The following is a 16,786-nucleotide window of genomic DNA, read 5'->3' on the forward strand; positions in this document are numbered from 1 at the left end:
ACCGGCTATGCGACTTCACGCCAGGATCTGATGTTCGTGTCCGCCTCCCGCTGAGGAAGGGGTACGGATACAGCAGCACCGGCCCGAGTTTCCCTCTCACACGGAGAGCGTCTGATGCCCGACGAAACGAAGAGCACGAATACGCAGGATCTCGCCAACAGCGAGTACGACGGCGAGCGGTGGGCTCGGGTTGGAGCTGAACGGCAAGCTGTTTCTCCAGTCAGCTCCAAAGCTCCTATGGATCCGACCCATCGTCCGGAGGTCGGCTTGACGCAGAAAGGCACCGACGAAGACGCCGTTGTTAAGCGGGAAACCGACGTCTGAGGGCAACAGACAGGCGTCAACCAGGGACGCGGGCTGGGCATGTCGAGATCATCGGTGGAAGTGGGCGCCAGGGTCTTTGTCCAGGGACGACCCCGTGGCCCAGCCCAGCCTAACGGCGGCGTTCCGCTCTCGCTCGCGCGTCACGACGATGCGCAGCAGCCTGTCTGCGGCCCCCGCTGTCGGAGTCCGAGCAGAACCTCCACCCGGCTTGATCCCATACGCTGCGTGCGCAGGGGCACGTCGCTAAAGAATGGTCGTACCTATATAATTTTTACGCAAGAATAAATGGACCGGACGACTCGGACTGTACTGCGTAAAGGAGCACGAGCTGGACCATGAAGACCCGTATGGCCGCCACTATCGCTGTTCTCGTGCTTGCCGTAGCCCCGATCTCGTCCGCTATGGCCTACGACCGTCCTGCCTGGGCCGGCTCGACGTCCGACGATGTTGAAACCACCGGCGCGCTTGGCGCCCCAGCTGGCAGCCTATTCGGATACGACAACAACCCTGCGACCTGCCCGATGAGCTCGGCTGCCGAGGGCAACGCCAACCAGCAGAACTTTCCGGTCAAGCAGTACGGCCAGACCGCCGGTGGGAACCGTTGCTGATCGGTCAGGCAGATCGAAACCATGCAGCTCAGGTTGTTCTCCTACGCGATGATCGCCGTGTTCGTAGGCGGCCTCGCAGTGACGGTGATCAGTTCGGCCGGCGTGCTGATGGGCCTGTAACAGCCACGGAAGACAGGCGGCCCTTGGAGTCGCTGGAATCGACAAGCGGTTGAACGGCGGGGTGTGAGCCCCGTCGCCTTCGTATGCGGAAATTGGACGGGGCGTGGCGTGGACGTAAATGCGCGCTCGAACTTGGCTATGTCCTCCCCGGTGAAGGCTACAGCGCTGCGCCACTGGGAGTGGACGGCCAGAGGCAGGGCGAAGCTCCGCACGGGGTCGGCGCAACGGGGGACGATCAGCGGGCGTGAAGTCTGCTGCAGCGACCTCAGCCGAGAGCGATGCTCGGAGGAATCATAGCCGCACCTCGGGGTCCACAAGTCGCTGAGACGCGTTGTCGTCTTCGGGATAGCGCGTTCGACGCTGCTCCATCAGGACGTCACGATGAACCCGCTCGTTTGGCTGCTCTCCAAGATTGTCCAATTTTTCTCTGTCGGCGGGGATCGGCGCAGAAGCCGATCGATGGCCGAAAAGGGAGAGGCTGGGGTTTACAAGGTTGAGACCGGAGGGCGGTCTAGAAATTTCGATGCCGATTATCGCGCTGCGACAGAACTGCTCAAGATGCGAATGGATCAGCACTTTCCAGACAACTACCATGCTAGACTGAGCGGAGGCACGAACGGCACGCACGATCACGGCGAGGATCGCGCTGCGGCTGTCGATACGGCGTCGACGGCGATCTCGACGGCGTTGCGGAAGGGAGCGACTGTCCAACAGGCCGCCGAAGCCGGAGCGGCAAGCGTTGGTATCTGATCGTCGCAGCCGCGCATTGCGCCCGGCTAATGCTCAATCTTTTGCCGACTAGCACGCCTCCCGCTGCATCTTGGCGAGACGGTCCGCTTGCGTGTACCGCTTCGTTCCCATCCGTCCGTTCTCGTCCCGGCTCGACAGCTGTACCTTGGGGCGGACCACGCCCAGCGGAAAAGATCAGTCCTGCGGCATCACCGCGATGGCTCACGTCCGAATGTAAGACGTTGTCCCGTGCCGTCGCCGAAGCTATCTCCATGCCCGACCGAGGGGGCCATGGACGCAGAGATCGAGAGACTGCGACGGCGCGAACGCGAACTCGAAGAGCGCGTGGCTCGCCTGCAGGCACAGCTGGCGGTGGGGCCGGGCGACGGCCTGCAGCGGCCGAGCCAGGGCCAGCGCACGTCCGCGGCCTCGGCCGACCTCCTGTTCACGGCGGCGGAGAAGACCCGCATGCCGCAGATCATCACCGATCCCAATCAGCCCGATAACCCCATCGTCTTCGCCAACCGGGCCTTCCAGAATCTGTGCGGCTACGATGCCGCCGAGCTTATCGGGCACAATTGCCGCTTCCTCCAGGGCCGTGACACCGATCCCGCCGACGTGGCCAAGGTGCGCGATGCCATTGCCGGCCGGCGCGACGTCGTTGTGGAGATCCTGAATTACCACCGCGACGGCACGCCGTTTCGCAACGAGCTTTACGTCAGCCCGGTCTTCGATCCTGACGGTCAGCTCCGTTACTTCTTCGCGAGCCAGCTCGACGTTACTCGCTTCCGGACCGCCGAGGGCGTGCTCGCCGAGAGCGAGGCTCGATACCGGGCCCTGTTCAACGCCGTCGACAGCGGTTTCTGCATCGTCGAGATGCGCTTCAACGCGGAGGGACGGGCGGTCGATTACCGCTTTGTCGAGGTCAACCCGGCCTTCGAGCGGCAGACGGGACTGCGCGACGCCGCGGGCCGCTGGATCAGCGAACTCGTGCCCGGCCTCGAACGCTCCTGGTTCGACACCTACGGGGAGGTCGCGCGTACCGGCCGCGCTATCAGGTTCGAGAGCGGGGCAATCGCGCTGGGGCGATGGTTCGACGTTCACGCCCTCCGCGTCGGCGAGCCCGAGCAGCACCGCGTGGCCCTCCTGTTCAACGACATCACCGACCGCCGCCGGGCCGAGACCACGCTCCAGGCGACGGCGGACGAGAGGACCACCGAGCGCGACCTCGTCTGGCGCGCGAGCCGAGACCTGCTGGTGATCTGCGGCTTCGACGGCTGCTTCCGCACGGCGAACGCCGCGTGGACCGAGATGCTGGGCTGGGACCTGGCCGAGGTAGTCGGTGCGCGTTTCGATGCGTTCGTCCACCCCGACGATCTCGATATCGCCGCGCGGGCGTTCGATCGGCTCGACGGCGGCAACCCTCTCGCCGACGTCGACGTGCGCATGCGAACGCGCGAGGACGCCTATCGATGGATTTCTTGGAACGCCATTCCGACGGGCGGCAGCTTCTACGCGGCCGGCCGCGACGTCACCGAGCGGCGCGCGCTGGAGGAGCAACTTCGCCAATCTCAGAAGCTGGAAGCAGTGGGGCAACTCACGGGCGGCGTGGCCCATGATTTCAACAACTTGCTGACGGTGATCAAGTCCTCCACCGACCTGCTGAAGCGCCCCGATCTGGCGGAGGAGCGGCGCCAACGGTATGTCGGGGCCATCGCCGACACCGTGGACCGGGCCGCAAAGCTCACCGGCCAACTCCTCGCCTTCGCCCGGCGGCAGGCGTTGCAGCCCGAGATCTTCGCGGTCGATTGCGCCGTCATCGCCGTGGCCGATATGGTGGGCACGCTCACGGGCGCGCGGGTGCACGTCGAGCTCGACCTGCCCGAGGGCGACAGCCACGACCTGCACATCAATGCCGATCCGAGCCAGTTCGACACCGCCCTTGTGAACCTCGTCATCAACGCCCGCGACGCGATGGACGGTGAAGGGCACCTGCGCATCCGGCTCCGCCGGGCGACGACGGTTCCAGCCGTGCGGGCGCATTCCCGCCAACGCGGAGAGTTCGTGGCGATCTCGATCACCGACACGGGTTCCGGCATCGCGCCGGAGAACCTGGAACGAATCTTCGAGCCGTTCTTCACGACCAAGACCGTCGGGCAGGGAACTGGCCTCGGCCTCAGCCAAGTCTTCGGGTTTGCCAAACAGTCCGGCGGCGAGGTCATCGTCGAGAGCACGCTCGGCATCGGCACGACCTTCACCCTGTTTCTGCCCCGCGTCGCCTCCGCGGGCACCGCCGGACCGGCCGAAGAGCCGAAGGCGCTCGCCGAAGGGCACGGCACCCAGGTCCTCGTGGTTGAGGACAATCTCGACGTCGGCGCCTTCGCCGAGCAGGCTCTGCGGGAATTGGGTTACCAAACGGTCTGGGTGACGGACGCGCCGAAAGCGCTCGCCGAGATCGCGCGCACCCCAGCCCGATTCGAGGTGGTGTTCTCCGACGTGGTGATGCCGGGCATGAACGGCGTCGAACTCGCCGGCGAGATCCGGCGGCGGCGACCGGATATCCCGGTCGTGCTGACCTCTGGCTACAGCGACGTGCTCGCGTCGGAGGGCACGCACGGGTTCGACCTGCTGCGCAAGCCCTATTCCGTCGCCGACCTGTCCCGCATCCTGCGCCGCGCCGTTCAGGATGCCCGCGCGACGACACTGAGCGGCGGCGCCGGTTCCGACATCTTGACGGAAGCGTCCTGCCCGCCCGCAGGAGTGAGCGGGTCGCGTTGACGGCCGGAAACGGTGAGCCCAACACCGCCCTGCCCTACTGAGTGCCGCCGACGGAGGCTGCGTGGAACGCGCAATTGCCGATTACGACGACGATGGGCCCGATCCAATCGATTCGAACCGTAGCCCTGTCGCTTGGTCGAAGACGTGGATATGCGCCGACGGAAACGACACCCGGATGGCGTCGCTCAGCGGCGTGCCGTTTGCGATCTTGAGTGTCAACGCCGTCTCGCCCGGACGACCGGCATGAACCAGCATCTCGGCCCCGAGATGTTCCACGACCTCGACTGGCCATGTCATGCCCGATGCGTCGAGCACGACATGTTCCGGCCGGATGCCCAGAATCACGGGGTGACCGTCCGGCCGATCCAACCGCTGCGGCCCGAGGTCGATGTCTGCGTCCGCGACACGCACCATCGTCCCGTTCCGACCCAGCAGACCGGGCAGGAGGTTCATCGCCGGAGAACCGATGAACCCCGCGACGTAGGTATCGGCGGGGCGCGCGTACACCTCCGTCGGCGTCGCCAGTTGCACCGGCACGCCCTGGTGCATCACGAGCAGCCGGTCGCCTAAAGTCATCGCTTCGACCTGATCGTGCGTGACGTAGAGGCTCGTCACCTTCAGGCGGCGCTGGAGGCGGCGGATCTCGCCGCGCATCTGCACCCGAAGCTTGGCGTCGAGGTTCGAAAGGGGCTCGTCGAACAGGAACAGCTTCGGGTCGCGGACGATGGCGCGCCCCATGGCGACCCGCTGGCGCTGGCCGCCGGAGAGCTGACGCGGCTTGCGCTCGAGCAGCGCCTCCAAGCCCAGCAGGGCCGAGGCCGCATCGACCTTCGCGCGGATTTCGGCGCGGGGCAGGCCACGGATCTTCAGCCCGTAGGCCATGTTGTCGAACACGCTCATGTGCGGGTACAGGGCGTAGTTCTGGAACACCATGGCGATGTCGCGCGCCGACGGGTCGAGGTCGGTGACGTCGCGCCCGTCGATCTGGACGCGCCCGGCGGTGGGCGTCTCGAGACCCGCCACGATGCGCAGCAGGGTGGATTTTCCGCAGCCCGACGCGCCGACGATCACCAGCATCTCGCCGTCCGCCAGGGCGAGATCGACCCCCTTCAGGATCTCGTTGCTGCCGAAACTCTTGCGCAGGCCGTCGAGTTGTAGGCCCGCCATCACTTGTCCCCTTCCGTGAGGCCCTTCACGAACCACCGCTGCATCAGGAGCACCACCGCCACCGGGGGGATCAGCGCCAGCACCGCCGTCGCCATGACCTTGTTCCATTCAGTGGCGGTGTCGACGCCGATCATCTTGACGATGCTGATCACCACCGTGTCGAGCTTCGGATCGGTCGCGACCAGGAGCGGCCACAGGTACTGGTTCCAGCCGTAGACGAACAGGATCACGAACAGGGCGGCGATGTTGGCGCCCGAAATCGGGATCAGGATGTCCCGCAGGAAGCGCAAGGGCCCGGCCCCGTCGATCCGCGCCGCCTCGACGAGCTCGTCCGGGACGGCGAGGAAGGTCTGTCGGAACAGCAGCGTCGCCGTCGCGGAGGCGATGAGGGGAATCGTCAGGCCCGTGAAGCTGTTGATCAGGTCCAGGGAGGACATGACCTGGAAGGTCGGAATCAGCCGCACTTCCACCGGCAGCATCAGGGTCAGGAAGATCAGCCAGAAGGCCGCCATGCGGAAGGGAAAGCGGAAGAAGGTGACGGCGTAGGCGGAGGGCAGCGACAGGGCGATCTTGCCGAACGCGATGGCGAGCGCCATCCCGGCCGAGACGAGCAGCGCGCGCCAGACCGGCCCAGCCCCCGCCGACCCGTTCATCAGCACGTCGCGGTAGACTCCGAGGCCGGAGAGGTTCGGGATCAGCGAGACGTCGCCCCGGGCGATCGCGGCCGAATCCTGGGTCGAGCCGGCGATCGCGATCCAGATCGGCAGGGCGAAGAGCAGGATCGCCAGGATCATGACGGCGTGGGGGATCAGATTCAGCGTTCTCCGCCGCATCACGTGGCAGCCTTCCGCCCGAGGAACCGGAACTGCAGGGCGCAGAGGATGATGACGCCGACCATCAGCACCACGGATTGCGCCGAGGACGCGCCGACATTCGCGTTGACGACGCCGTCGAGATAGACCTTGAGGACGAGCGTCTGGGTCGACTGGCCAGGCCCGCCCCCGTTCACCGCGTAGACCGTCGCGAAGGTGTCGAAGGCCGCGTAGACGAGATCGACGACGAGCAGGAAATAGACCGTCGGCATCAGCAGCGGCAGCAGGATGGTGCGGAACCGGCGCAGGCCCCGGGCGCCGTCGATGCGGGCCGCCTCGATGATCGTCTTCGGGATCGCCTGCAGGCCCGCCAGGAAGAAGATGAAGTTGTAGCTGATCTGCTTCCAGGCGGCCGCCAGGATCACGAGCGCCATGGCCTGCGTGCCGTCGAGCTTGTAGTCCCAGGCGATCCCGATCCGGTTCAGCCACGCGCCGACAAGGCCGATCTGCGGGTGGAACATCAGCACCCACAAAACCGCCGCCATGGCGGGGGCTACTGCATAGGGCCAGATCAGCATCGTGCGGTAGAAGGCGCGGCCCCGGATCTCGGTATCCGCCAGGACCGCGAGCACGAGCGCCACACCCATCGAGACGGCGGTCACGCAGGCGCAGAACACCACCGTCCGCCCAATCGCCGCGAGGTAGAGCGGATCCGCGAATAGGTCGGTAAAATTGTCGAGCCCGACGAACTCGGTGCTGGTGCCGAAGGCATCCTCACGCTCCAGGCTCGACTTGACCGCCTGGATGGCGGGCCAGAGGAAGAAGATGACCGTCAGCACCAGCTGCGGCAGGATCAGAAGGGCCGGCAGCAGCCGACCGGGGAACAGCGTCCGTCGTTCCATGCCAGGTGAGCCTTGCGCCGGTCTGCCGCGTCAGCCGCGCGCGGATTTCTGGAAGTCGCGCAGCACGCGGTTGCCGCGCGCGGCGGCGCTATCCATCGCCGCTTGTGCGGTCTGCTGACCCTGAAGCGCCTTCTCGATCTCCTCGTAGAGGATCGCGCGGATCTCCGGCAGGCGGCCGAGGCGCAGGCCGCGGGAGTTCGGGGTCAGTTCGCCGCGGGAGAGCTGACGCGCGGGTACGTCGGTGCCGGGGTTCCTGTCGAAATAGCCCGCCTGCTTGGTGGCTTCGTAGCCGGCGAGCGTGACCGGGACGTATCCGGTGTTCTGGGCGTAGAGGGCAACCTGATCAGGCTTCGCGATGAAGGCGTAGAAGGCCGCGACGGCCTTGTACTCGGCCTCGGAGCGCTTCGGCGCCGTCATCGCCCATAGGCTGGCGCCGCCGATGATGGAGTTGTTCGGGCTTGGGTTCAGCGCCGGCTCCGTCGGCAGGAAGGCCTCGGCGTAACGGAACTTGGCGTTCTTGACGATGTCGGCGCGGCCCGAGGACGAGCCGAACCCGATCGCGGCTTGACCGGAGTAGAAGACCGCGTCCGGGGCACCATCGCGGCCGGCATATTTGAAGGCGCCGTCCTTCGCCAGGTCCATAAACCGCTGGAGCTGATCGACGAAGGGCTTGGTGTTGATCAGCAGTTCCGCGCCGAGGCCGTCATAGCCGTCATTTTGGGTGGCGTAGGCGAGGTTCTGGATCGCAGCGTATTCCTCGAACTGGATCCAGGTCATCCAGGCCGACGTGCTGGCGATGGGCGTCGGTGCCTTGGAGGCGAGGGTGCGGGCCGCCTTGGCGAAGTCGTCGTAGGTGGCCGGCGGCTTGTCCGGATCGAGCCCCGCCTTCTCGAAGGCGTCGCGGTTGTACCACATGACCGCCGTCGAGGAGTTGAACGGCATCGAGGCGAGCTTGCCATCCGGCAGGCTGTAATAGCCGCGCACGCCGGGGATGTAGGCCTTGGGATCGAGGGCGAGCCCCGTCTCCTCCGCGAGCTTCCAGGCCTGCTTGATAGCGGGGCCGGCCTGCAGCATCGTGCCCGTGCCGACCTCGAAGATCTGGACGATGTGGGGCGCCTTGCCGGCGCGGTAGGCGGCGATCGCCGCCGTCAGCGTCTCGGGATAGGAGCCCTTGAACACCGCCTCCAGCGTGATCTCGGATTGGCTCGCGTTGAAGTCGCGCGCCAGACGCTCGACCTCTTCGCCGTTCGCGCCCGACATCGCATGCCAGAGCACCACGGGCGTCCGATCCCCGGCCGAGGCCGGGGTGGACGGGCGAAGCGCAGTCCATGCGGCGAGACCGCCGACGCCGGCCAACAGGACGCGACGATCCATCCAAAACCCTCCCCGCGGCGGGATCGATGCGCCTGTTGACGTCAGGCTTGAGACCAGATCCCGTGGAAGCACCCGCGCCCGGAAACGCGGTGCTTATTCCACTATCATGCACGGACGTGACAGGGGAATAAAGCGGTCTGCCGTCCGGCGCCGCGACGCAGTCCTGCGATGGATCTGAGATATTCCCGCCCGGATAAATCCGCGACGCCTTCCAGAGGAAGCCAAGGAGCGGCCGTCTACGAGGCTCTCACCGTAAGGTTTGCTGTTCGTTGGCCGAAGCAGTTCGATTGACGTGAACCCGCTTCGACCAGCCGCTTCGCGCCCAGGCTGGCGGATTTGATCATCGTCAGTGCGAAACCGCTTCACGCCGCCATCGCGCCGCGTAGGCGTCGAAGGTCGGGCCCAGAGCGGCAGCGCCCGCAGTGGGCTCCTGCCCCGACGTGTCGCGCGCCCCGTCCGACGCGAACAGGCAGGCGGCGCCGCTGCTCGTCCCTGTCCGATGCGGCGAGGCCTGCACGGGCCGCCGCGAAAGCTGCGCCAGCGCCGCGCCATAAAGGGTGTTCCGGGCGAACGGACCTTCCACGAAGATCGGCCCCGCCGCGCCGAGCAGATCCAGGCAGGTCGCGGTCGTCAGCGCGGCGTAGAGGGTCGCGGCGGCGGTGCGCTCGGCGGCAGACAGGCTGTCCGGATCGTGTGACCAGGCGCCGACCGCATCGGGGAACGGACCGCTGCCGTGGGCGAAGCCGGGCAGCGCCAGGATGTTTCGCGCGAGCACGGAGGCGACGGTGGCCGGATCCGGCTCGACCGGCACGCGGCCGGTCAGGTGGTCGAATTCCCGGCCGCCCATGAAGCGGGCCGAAGGCACGGGCCGGCCATAGGCATCGACGTTGGCCAGCATGTCGCGCCCGGCATCGAGCCGATCGAGCGCACCGCCGACCGCGAAGGCGATGATCCAGGTCCCTGTCGACAGGATCGTGCGCGGCTCCGTGCTCCCCTGGATGTAGGGCAGCAGGGAGGCGTTGGAATCGTGCAGCCCGCATGCGACCGGGACGGCCGGGCCGAGGCCGATCCGGTCGGCGAGGTCGGGGCGCGCGGTGCCGAGCACGTCGAAGGCGGAGCGTACCGGCGCCATCAGGCGGCCCCAGTCCATCCGCTCCACCAAGCTGGAGAACCGCCGCGCTCCGGGCGCCCAAAGGTCGGTGTGGCAGCCGAGCGAGGTCGGCTCGGTGGCCGCGACGCCCGTAAGGCGCCACGCCCAGTATTGCGGATAGGTGACGAAGTGAGTCGCGCGGGCAAAGGCCTGGGAAAACAACCGCGCCTGCCAGAACAGCTGCGCCCCGAGATTCAGCCCTCCGGGAAGACGCGGCGAAAAACTCTCAGCGAAGGCCGGACGGACCGGGCCATACTCCGCATCGAGGGCGTCGGGCCCGTCATGCTCGTAGTCGAGCACCGGCAGGACGAGGCCCTCCGGCCCGATCAGCGCGCCGGTGGCCCCGTGCGTGGTGATCGACACGGCGTCGATCCCGACAGCCGCCGCCGCGTCCGCGAGGGCATCGACGAGGAAGGCCTCGATCATCGCGACATCCGCGTGCGGATAAGGGCCGTCGCGCCGGATCGTGTTCGGCACCGTCCGGACCCAGATCTCGTCGCACGTCGCGGTATCGACGATGACCAGCTTGACGTTGGTCTTGCCGATATCGATGACCGCGATCCTGCGCGGCGGGGGCGTCTTCGGGGCGGATGTCATGGCAGGTGGAACAGCGTACGCAGCGGCAGCACGACCGGCGCATCCGACGGCTCGGTCTCCATGAGATCCGCCATATGGGCCCACCAGCGACGCATCACCGGGTGGTCCGGCAGGGCCTCCATGCCGTGGTCGCGCCGCCGCCACAGGATTGCGAAGAGCAGGTTCGTCTCCGGCTCGAGGTGGATCGAGTAATCGGCCACCCCGGCCCGGCGCAACAGGTCCGCCAGCTCGGGCCAGAGCGTGTCGTGGCGTTCGCGATAGGCCGCCTCGCAGCCCGGCCGGAGACGCATCGCGAAGGCGTGTTTCTCGTAAGCCTCGGGGTCGAACGGGCCGATCATGACCGCCTCCGCGCGGCGAGGACGCGGCCGGCCAGGATCGGCAGCGCGATGGTGCCGATCAGCATCGCGCCGATGACGATCGACATGATGATGCCCGGCACATTGAGCAGGCCGAGCCCGTAGGTGACGAGGCCCAGCACGAAGGCCGCGAGCACCACGCCGGGGATCGTGCCCGATCCGCCCTGGATGCTGATCCCGCCCAGCACCACGATCGTGACCACGTCGAGTTCCCAGCCCAGCGCGATGGATGGCCGGGTCGAGCCGAGCCGGCTCGTCAGCATCACGGCGGCCAGCCCCGCGGCGAGGCCGGTGAGGACGAACAGGATCATCCGGATCCGCTCGACCGGAAGGCCCGAGAAGCGCGCCGCGAAGGCGTTGTTGCCGATCGCCCGCACGGCCCGGCCGAACACGGTCCGGTGCAGCACGAGCCCGGCCAGGGCCGCCAGAACGAGGAAGCAGGCGAACTCGAAGGACAGAGCCTGCCAGACATAGCCCTGGCCGATCCAGCCGAAGGAGGCCGGGTAATCCTTCAGCACGCCGTCGCCCAGCGCGAGGTAGCTCAGGCCCCGGTAGAGGCTCATCGTGCCGATCGTCGCCATGATCGCGGGCAGGCCGAGCCGGGCGATCAGCACGCCGTTGACCAGCCCGCAGGCCCCGCCGACGCCGAGCCCGACCGCCACCAGGGCCGGGGTGCCGCAGCCCAGGGCCGCGGCCTCACCCATGGCGGTGGAGGCGAGCGCGATGGTGCCGCCCACCGACAGGTCGATCTCCCCGGCCATCACCACGAAGGCGACGGCCAACGCGATGATCGCCTTCTCGGTGAAATTGAACGTGGCGTCCGACAGGTTCCAGATGTCGAGGAAGTACGGCGAGGCCAGCGCGTTGGCGAGGAAGATCGCCGCGGCGAGCACCAGGAGCAGCGTCTCCCAGCGGATGGCGGAGCGCCCGATCGGCCCCAGGAGGCGGTCCGGGATGACCCGGGAGGTGGTCTGCAGCGCCATGGCCTCACTCCGCCGCTTGCGGGCCGGCCGGCCGCAGGATGATGCGGCCGCGACGGCGCTCGGCGCGCGTGTTCAGGGCCACCGCCGCGATGATGATCGTTCCCGAAATCGCCATCTGCGCGAAGGGCGAGACGTTCACCACCGGCAGCGCGTTCTTGATCGTGCCGAGGAACAGGCTGCCCAGGACGGCGCCGGCCACCGAGCCGATGCCGCCCGCGATCGAAACCCCGCCGATGACGCAGGCCGCGATCACGTCGAGCTCGAAGCCCGAGGCCAGATCGACATACGCCACCGCGTAGCGGGCGACCCACAGGTAGCCGCAGAGCCCCGACAGGAGGCCGGAGAAGCAGAAGGCGAGGAAGCGTGTGCGGCCCGGGTCGATCCCCGCGTAGGCGGCGGCGGTCGGGTTGCCGCCGACTGCAAACCAGCCCCGGCCCGCCGCCGTGCGGCCGAGGACGATCGCGGCCGCCGCGACGACCGCGACCGCAATCCAGCTCAGCACCGGTACCCCGAGCAGTTCCGTCCGGGGGAGCGCCAGGAAGGCGGGCGAGAACTGGAAGCTGTTGATCCAGGCGCCGCCCGACAGCACGAAGGCGAGGCCGCGGTAGATCGTGAGCGTTCCGAGCGTCACCACGATCGGCGGCATCCCGAGCCGCCACACGAGGAGGCCGTTGAACGCGCCGAGCAGCAGGCCCAAAGCCGGCGCCGCCAGGATGGTCAGCCCCAGCGGCAGGCCGTGATGGGCGTCGATCAGCGCCACCGCCATGCCGGTGAGCGCCACGTTGGCGGCGACCGAGAGGTCGACCGACCGGGTCAACAGCACGGCGGCTTGGCCCAGCGCCATGATGATCAGGATGGCGCTGTCGTTGAACACGCCGCCGAGGCTCGACGCGGTGACGAAGGCCGGGAACCGGAGCGCGATCACGCCGAGCAGGAGAACGAGCGCGGCGGCCAGCAGGGTCTCACGGCGCAGGACGAGCCCGCGCAGGTCGAGGTCGTCAACGCGGCCAGGTTGCTGAGGCGCGCTCATGGCCGGTCGCTCCGGGTTTGCGTGTTGCCGGTGGCGGCCGCCACCAGGGTCTCGGCGGTGAGGCCTTCGCGCTCGAACAGGCCCGCCATCCGGCCCTCGCGCATCACCATCACGCGGTCGGCCATGCCGAGGATCTCGGGCAGCTCGGACGACACCATCAGCACGGCGAGCCCCTGGCCGGCCAGCTCGCTCATGAAGGCGTGGACGGCGGCCTTCGAGCCGATGTCGATGCCCTTGGTCGGCTCATCGAGGATGACGACCTTGGGCCCGGCCGCGAGCCACTTGCCGATCACGACCTTCTGCTGGTTGCCGCCCGACAGGGTGCCGACCGGCTGCGCCAGCGAGGACGCGCGCAGGTCCAGGCGCTCCGCGTAGTGACGGGCGAGCCGGAACTCCTCGGCCGACCGGATGAAGCCGTGCCGCGAGACGGCGCCGAGGCAGGCCAGGGTCACGTTCTCGAAGACCGGCATCGCCAGCACGGCGCCGTGGCGTCCGCGCTCCTCCGGCACGTAGACGATGCCGGCGCGCACCGCGTCCGCCGGGGAGCGGATCGCCACCTTGCGGCCCTCGACCGCGATCGTCCCGGCCGAGGGCGCGGTGGCGCCGAACAGCGCCTGGCACAGCTCGGAGCGGCCAGCGCCGACGAGACCGTAGAGCCCCAGGATCTCGCCGCGGCGCAGGGTGAAGCTGACGCCGTCGAACTCGGTCGGATGGCACAGGCCCGCCACCTCCAGCACCGGCTCGCCGAGGGTGGCGGGGACCTTGGGGAAGACCTGATCGACGCTGCGGCCGACCATCAGGCGCACGAGGTCGTCGTGCGTGGCCGCGTCCATGCGGCCGGCCCCGACCGAGCGGCCGTCGCGGAACACCGTGTAATCGTCGGCGATCCGATACAGCTCCTCGAACTTGTGGCTGATGAACAGGATCGCCTTGCCCTGGCCCTTCAGGCGCTCGATCACGCGGGCGAGGTCGTCCACCTCCTTGTGGGACAAAGCCGCGGTCGGCTCGTCCATGATGACGATCTCGCTGTCGACCGACAGGGCGCGGGCGATGGCCACGAGGTGCCGCTGGGCGATGGACAGGTCGCGCAGCCGGGTCCAGGGCCGGATCGGCGCGTCGAGCCCGTAGAGCAGAGCGGTCGCCCGCGCCCGCATGGCCGACCAGTCGACGAAGCCCAGCCGGGTCCGCGGGGCGTGGCCGAGATAGATGTTCTCCGCCACCGTGAGGTCGTCGAACAGCACGGTCTCTTGGTGGATGGCGGTGATCCCGGCGGCCTGCGCGTCCTGCGGCGCGGCGAAGCTGACCGGCTTGCCGCCGACCCGGATCTCGCCGCCATCGGGGCGGTGGATGCCGGTGAGGATCTTGACCAGCGTCGACTTGCCGGCCCCGTTCTCGCCGATCAGCGCGGTGACGCGGCCGGGGCGCAGCACGAGGTCGACGCCGTCGAGGGCGCGCACGCCGGGGAAGTGCTTGACGATGCCGCGCAGTTCGAGGCGCGGCGGCGGGAGCGCGGCCGGTTCGGCGTCGGACGGGTGGTCGATCTGCAGGGCGCCGGACATGGCGTGTCGCTCCCGTGTTTGGGTTGGGTGCCGCGCACGGGGATCGCGCGCGGGCGTCCGGCAGGCCTCGTTCGGCGCGAGATGCCTCGGGGTCTTGGAGCTGCCGTGGTTTTCGTCTCCGCGCCGCACGGGGACGCGGGGACAGGATCGCTTCTGAGTCCGGCTGCGCCGAGGATAGCCACAGGGATCCCCTCGCCCCGCTTGCGGGGAGAGGGCTCCGGCGACCTCGTCGTCGCCGGAGCCAGGCGGCAGCCGAGGGTGAGGGGGCTTCAACGGATGAGGCTCGTCCGGAGCCACCCCCTCACCTCCGCTTCGCTTCCCGCACGGACGACGAGGTCCGTGCGGGCCTCTCCCCGCACGCGGGGAGAGGGGGCCGTCGGGGCCGTCAGAACACGTCGGCGAAGCGGTCGATGTTCGTGCTGTCGAAGACGGTCGGCTCCGCCATCGCGCCGGTGCCGCCGGCCTCGACCTTCAGCGTGCCGACGCGGCCCATCGACAGCGTCGCGCCCGGCTCCGCCTTGGCGCCCTTCACGAGGTCGTAGGCGAGATAGGCGGCCGAATAGCCGAGATCGATCGGGTTCCAGATCGCGAAGCTCTTGGTCACCCCGGCATGCACCGCCCCGGCCATCTCGGAGGGCAGGCCGAGCCCGGTCACGAACACCTGGCCGGTCTTGCCCGCGTCCTTGACCGCCTGCGCGGCCGCGGTGATCCCGACCGAGGTCGGCGCGACGATCACCGTCACCTCCGGATGGACCCGGAGCAGGCCTTGCGTCTCGCGGTAGCTCTTGTCGCTGAGGTCGTCGCCGTAGACCGTCGCGACGAGGTCGATGCCCGGATGGTCGCGTAAAGCCGTCTTCATCTCGGCGATCCAGGTGTTCTGGTTGGTCGAGGTCGGGGTCGCCGAGAGGATCGCGATCTTGCCCTTCCCGTCCGGGAGCGCCTGGGTGGCGAGCTTGACCAGTATGCTGCCGATCAGCGGATCGGACGAGGGGTTGAGATGGAGCAGGCGGCCCTCGGGCGCGACCGCCGAATCCCAGGAGATCACCTTGATGCCGCGCTGCTGCGCGCGCTTCAGCACCGGGACCACGGCGTCCTTGTCGTTGGCCGAGATCGCGATGGCATCGACCTTCTGCGAGATCAGGGCGTTGATCACCTCGATCTGCCCCTCCGCCGTGGTGGTGGTCGGGCCGGTATAGATGATCTTCACGTCGCCGAGCTTCTGGGCGGCCTCCTCGGCGCCCTTGGCGGCCGCCTCGAAGAAACGGTTGCCCAGCGATTTCGCCACCAGGGCGATCCGGATTTCAGCCGCCTGCGCGGCCGTAGCAAAGAGCCCGGCGGCGAGCGCCGTGGACAGGACGAGCGTCTTCAGCAGCTTCATAGCAGTCTTCCCCCCTGTTTTAGTCCCATCCTGACGGCTGCTGAGCTATCTTGCTCGTTTACGCAGTCGCGGATGTCTCTTTCCGACGCGCGGGCTGACGCGGATCGACCACGATCAGGTCGACGCCCGCAGCCTCCACCATCCGGCGCTCCGCGTCGGTGATGCGGTCGTCGGTGATGATCCGGGTCGCCCGGTTGAGCGGTGCCAGGATCATCGACGATTGGGTCCGGAACTTCGTGGCGTCCACGAGCAGGATCAGCTCGTCGGCCTGCCGCATCAGGCGCTGCTCCGACGAGATGATCAGCGCGTCCCGCTCCATGAGGCCGAGGGCCGAAAGGCCCATCGCGCCCATGAACATCCGGCGCGCCCGGAAATGCACCGTCCCGTCATCCTCGAACGGGCTCAGGATGATGTTCTGCTCCCGGTAGATCGTGCCCGAGGGCACCATCACGGCGCAGGCCGAGTGGCGCAGCAGATGATCGGCCACCGAGAACGAGTTGGTCAGGACCTGCAGCTTCAGGCCGCCCAGCGCGTGCACCATCTGGAAGGTCGTGGTGCCGCCGTTGATGATGATCGAATCCCCCTCGGCGCAGAGGTCCACGGCGGCCCGGGCGATGGCCCGCTTCTCCAGGATGTTCGGCCCCGTATTGCCGATGGGTGTCGCCAGCGGCACGACGCTCAGGGCGGGATGGGCCGGCGCGTGGAGCGCCTCCGCACCGCCGCGCAGCTTCTTCAGCTCACCCTGATCCGCCAGGGCCGTCAGGTCGCGCCGCACGGTCGCCTCGGACCCGCCGGTCGCCGCCGCGATGGCCTGGACGGTCGCCACCCCGCGCTCCCTCAGCAGAGCCAGAATGATGCGGTGGCGTTCGCGCTCATGCATCGTTTCCTCCTGTCATGATCCAAACACCTCGCCGCCCCC

General features: G+C 68.2%; 15 protein-coding genes. 4 read left to right on the plus strand and 11 right to left on the minus strand.

The genetic code is table 11. The annotated features are described in order from the left end of the window. The first annotated feature begins 114 nt into the window (after positions 1-114). From OXS49_RS23380 to OXS49_RS23395, 4 genes are all read left to right on the plus strand, one after another. Positions 115-324, plus strand: coding sequence for a hypothetical protein (locus tag OXS49_RS23380; protein ID WP_267427035.1), 210 nt, complete (start codon positions 115-117; stop codon positions 322-324). Between the two features lie 335 nt (positions 325-659). Next, positions 660-932, plus strand: coding sequence for a hypothetical protein (locus OXS49_RS23385; RefSeq protein WP_244006428.1), 273 nt, complete (start codon positions 660-662; stop codon positions 930-932). Positions 933-1,433: 501 nt separating this feature from the next. After that, on the plus strand, positions 1,434-1,802 hold the full coding sequence (locus OXS49_RS23390; protein WP_267427038.1) for a hypothetical protein: 369 nt from the start codon (positions 1,434-1,436) through the stop codon (positions 1,800-1,802). Between the two features lie 270 nt (positions 1,803-2,072). Further along, positions 2,073-4,559, plus strand: a complete 2,487-nt coding sequence (locus OXS49_RS23395) for a PAS domain S-box protein (RefSeq protein WP_267427039.1) — start codon at positions 2,073-2,075, stop codon at positions 4,557-4,559. Positions 4,560-4,640: 81 nt separating this feature from the next. On the opposite strand, the gene ugpC is transcribed toward OXS49_RS23395, so the two are convergent. The 11 genes from ugpC to OXS49_RS23450 all read right to left on the minus strand — a co-directional run bounded on the left by ugpC (position 4,641) and on the right by OXS49_RS23450 (position 16,747). Further along, a complete protein-coding gene (ugpC, locus tag OXS49_RS23400; protein ID WP_267427040.1) occupies positions 4,641-5,726 on the minus strand; it encodes a sn-glycerol-3-phosphate ABC transporter ATP-binding protein UgpC in 1,086 nt (361 codons plus the stop codon). Further along, a complete protein-coding gene (ugpE, locus tag OXS49_RS23405; RefSeq protein ID WP_244006486.1) occupies positions 5,726-6,559 on the minus strand; it encodes a sn-glycerol-3-phosphate ABC transporter permease UgpE in 834 nt (277 codons plus the stop codon). The genes ugpC and ugpE overlap by 1 nt, the downstream gene beginning before the upstream one ends. After that, positions 6,559-7,440: an ABC transporter permease subunit gene (locus tag OXS49_RS23410; RefSeq protein WP_267427041.1), complete on the minus strand. Its 882-nt coding sequence runs from the start codon at positions 7,438-7,440 to the stop codon at positions 6,559-6,561. Before OXS49_RS23410 ends, ugpE begins: the two co-directional genes overlap by 1 nt. 30 nt (positions 7,441-7,470) lie before the next feature. Then, positions 7,471-8,814 carry a sn-glycerol-3-phosphate ABC transporter substrate-binding protein UgpB gene (ugpB, locus tag OXS49_RS23415; RefSeq protein WP_267427042.1) on the minus strand — a complete coding sequence of 448 codons (1,344 nt, stop codon included), beginning with the start codon at positions 8,812-8,814 and terminating at the stop codon, positions 7,471-7,473. 346 nt (positions 8,815-9,160) lie between these two features. After that, the gene (locus OXS49_RS23420) at positions 9,161-10,561 is read right to left on the minus strand and encodes a carbohydrate kinase (protein WP_267427043.1); all 1,401 of its coding nucleotides are present in this window, start codon (positions 10,559-10,561) and stop codon (positions 9,161-9,163) included. Next, the gene (locus OXS49_RS23425; RefSeq protein ID WP_267427044.1) at positions 10,558-10,899 is read right to left on the minus strand and encodes an L-rhamnose mutarotase; all 342 of its coding nucleotides are present in this window, start codon (positions 10,897-10,899) and stop codon (positions 10,558-10,560) included. The genes OXS49_RS23420 and OXS49_RS23425 overlap by 4 nt, the downstream gene beginning before the upstream one ends. After that, positions 10,896-11,900: an ABC transporter permease gene (locus OXS49_RS23430; RefSeq protein ID WP_267427045.1), complete on the minus strand. Its 1,005-nt coding sequence runs from the start codon at positions 11,898-11,900 to the stop codon at positions 10,896-10,898. The genes OXS49_RS23425 and OXS49_RS23430 overlap by 4 nt, the downstream gene beginning before the upstream one ends. A 4-nt stretch (positions 11,901-11,904) precedes the next feature. Further along, a complete protein-coding gene (locus tag OXS49_RS23435; protein ID WP_267427046.1) occupies positions 11,905-12,930 on the minus strand; it encodes an ABC transporter permease in 1,026 nt (341 codons plus the stop codon). Next, positions 12,927-14,489, minus strand: a complete 1,563-nt coding sequence (locus OXS49_RS23440; protein WP_267427047.1) for a sugar ABC transporter ATP-binding protein — start codon at positions 14,487-14,489, stop codon at positions 12,927-12,929. The genes OXS49_RS23435 and OXS49_RS23440 overlap by 4 nt, the downstream gene beginning before the upstream one ends. A 385-nt stretch (positions 14,490-14,874) precedes the next feature. After that, on the minus strand, positions 14,875-15,867 hold the full coding sequence (rhaS, locus tag OXS49_RS23445) for a rhamnose ABC transporter substrate-binding protein (protein WP_267427048.1): 993 nt from the start codon (positions 15,865-15,867) through the stop codon (positions 14,875-14,877). A 58-nt stretch (positions 15,868-15,925) separates the two neighbouring features. Further along, on the minus strand, positions 15,926-16,747 hold the full coding sequence (locus OXS49_RS23450; RefSeq protein ID WP_267427049.1) for a DeoR/GlpR family DNA-binding transcription regulator: 822 nt from the start codon (positions 16,745-16,747) through the stop codon (positions 15,926-15,928). Positions 16,748-16,786: the final 39 nt, after the last annotated feature.

The organism is Methylobacterium sp. GC_Met_2 (genome assembly GCF_026540795.1).
Classification (GTDB): Bacteria; Pseudomonadota; Alphaproteobacteria; order Rhizobiales; family Beijerinckiaceae; genus Methylobacterium.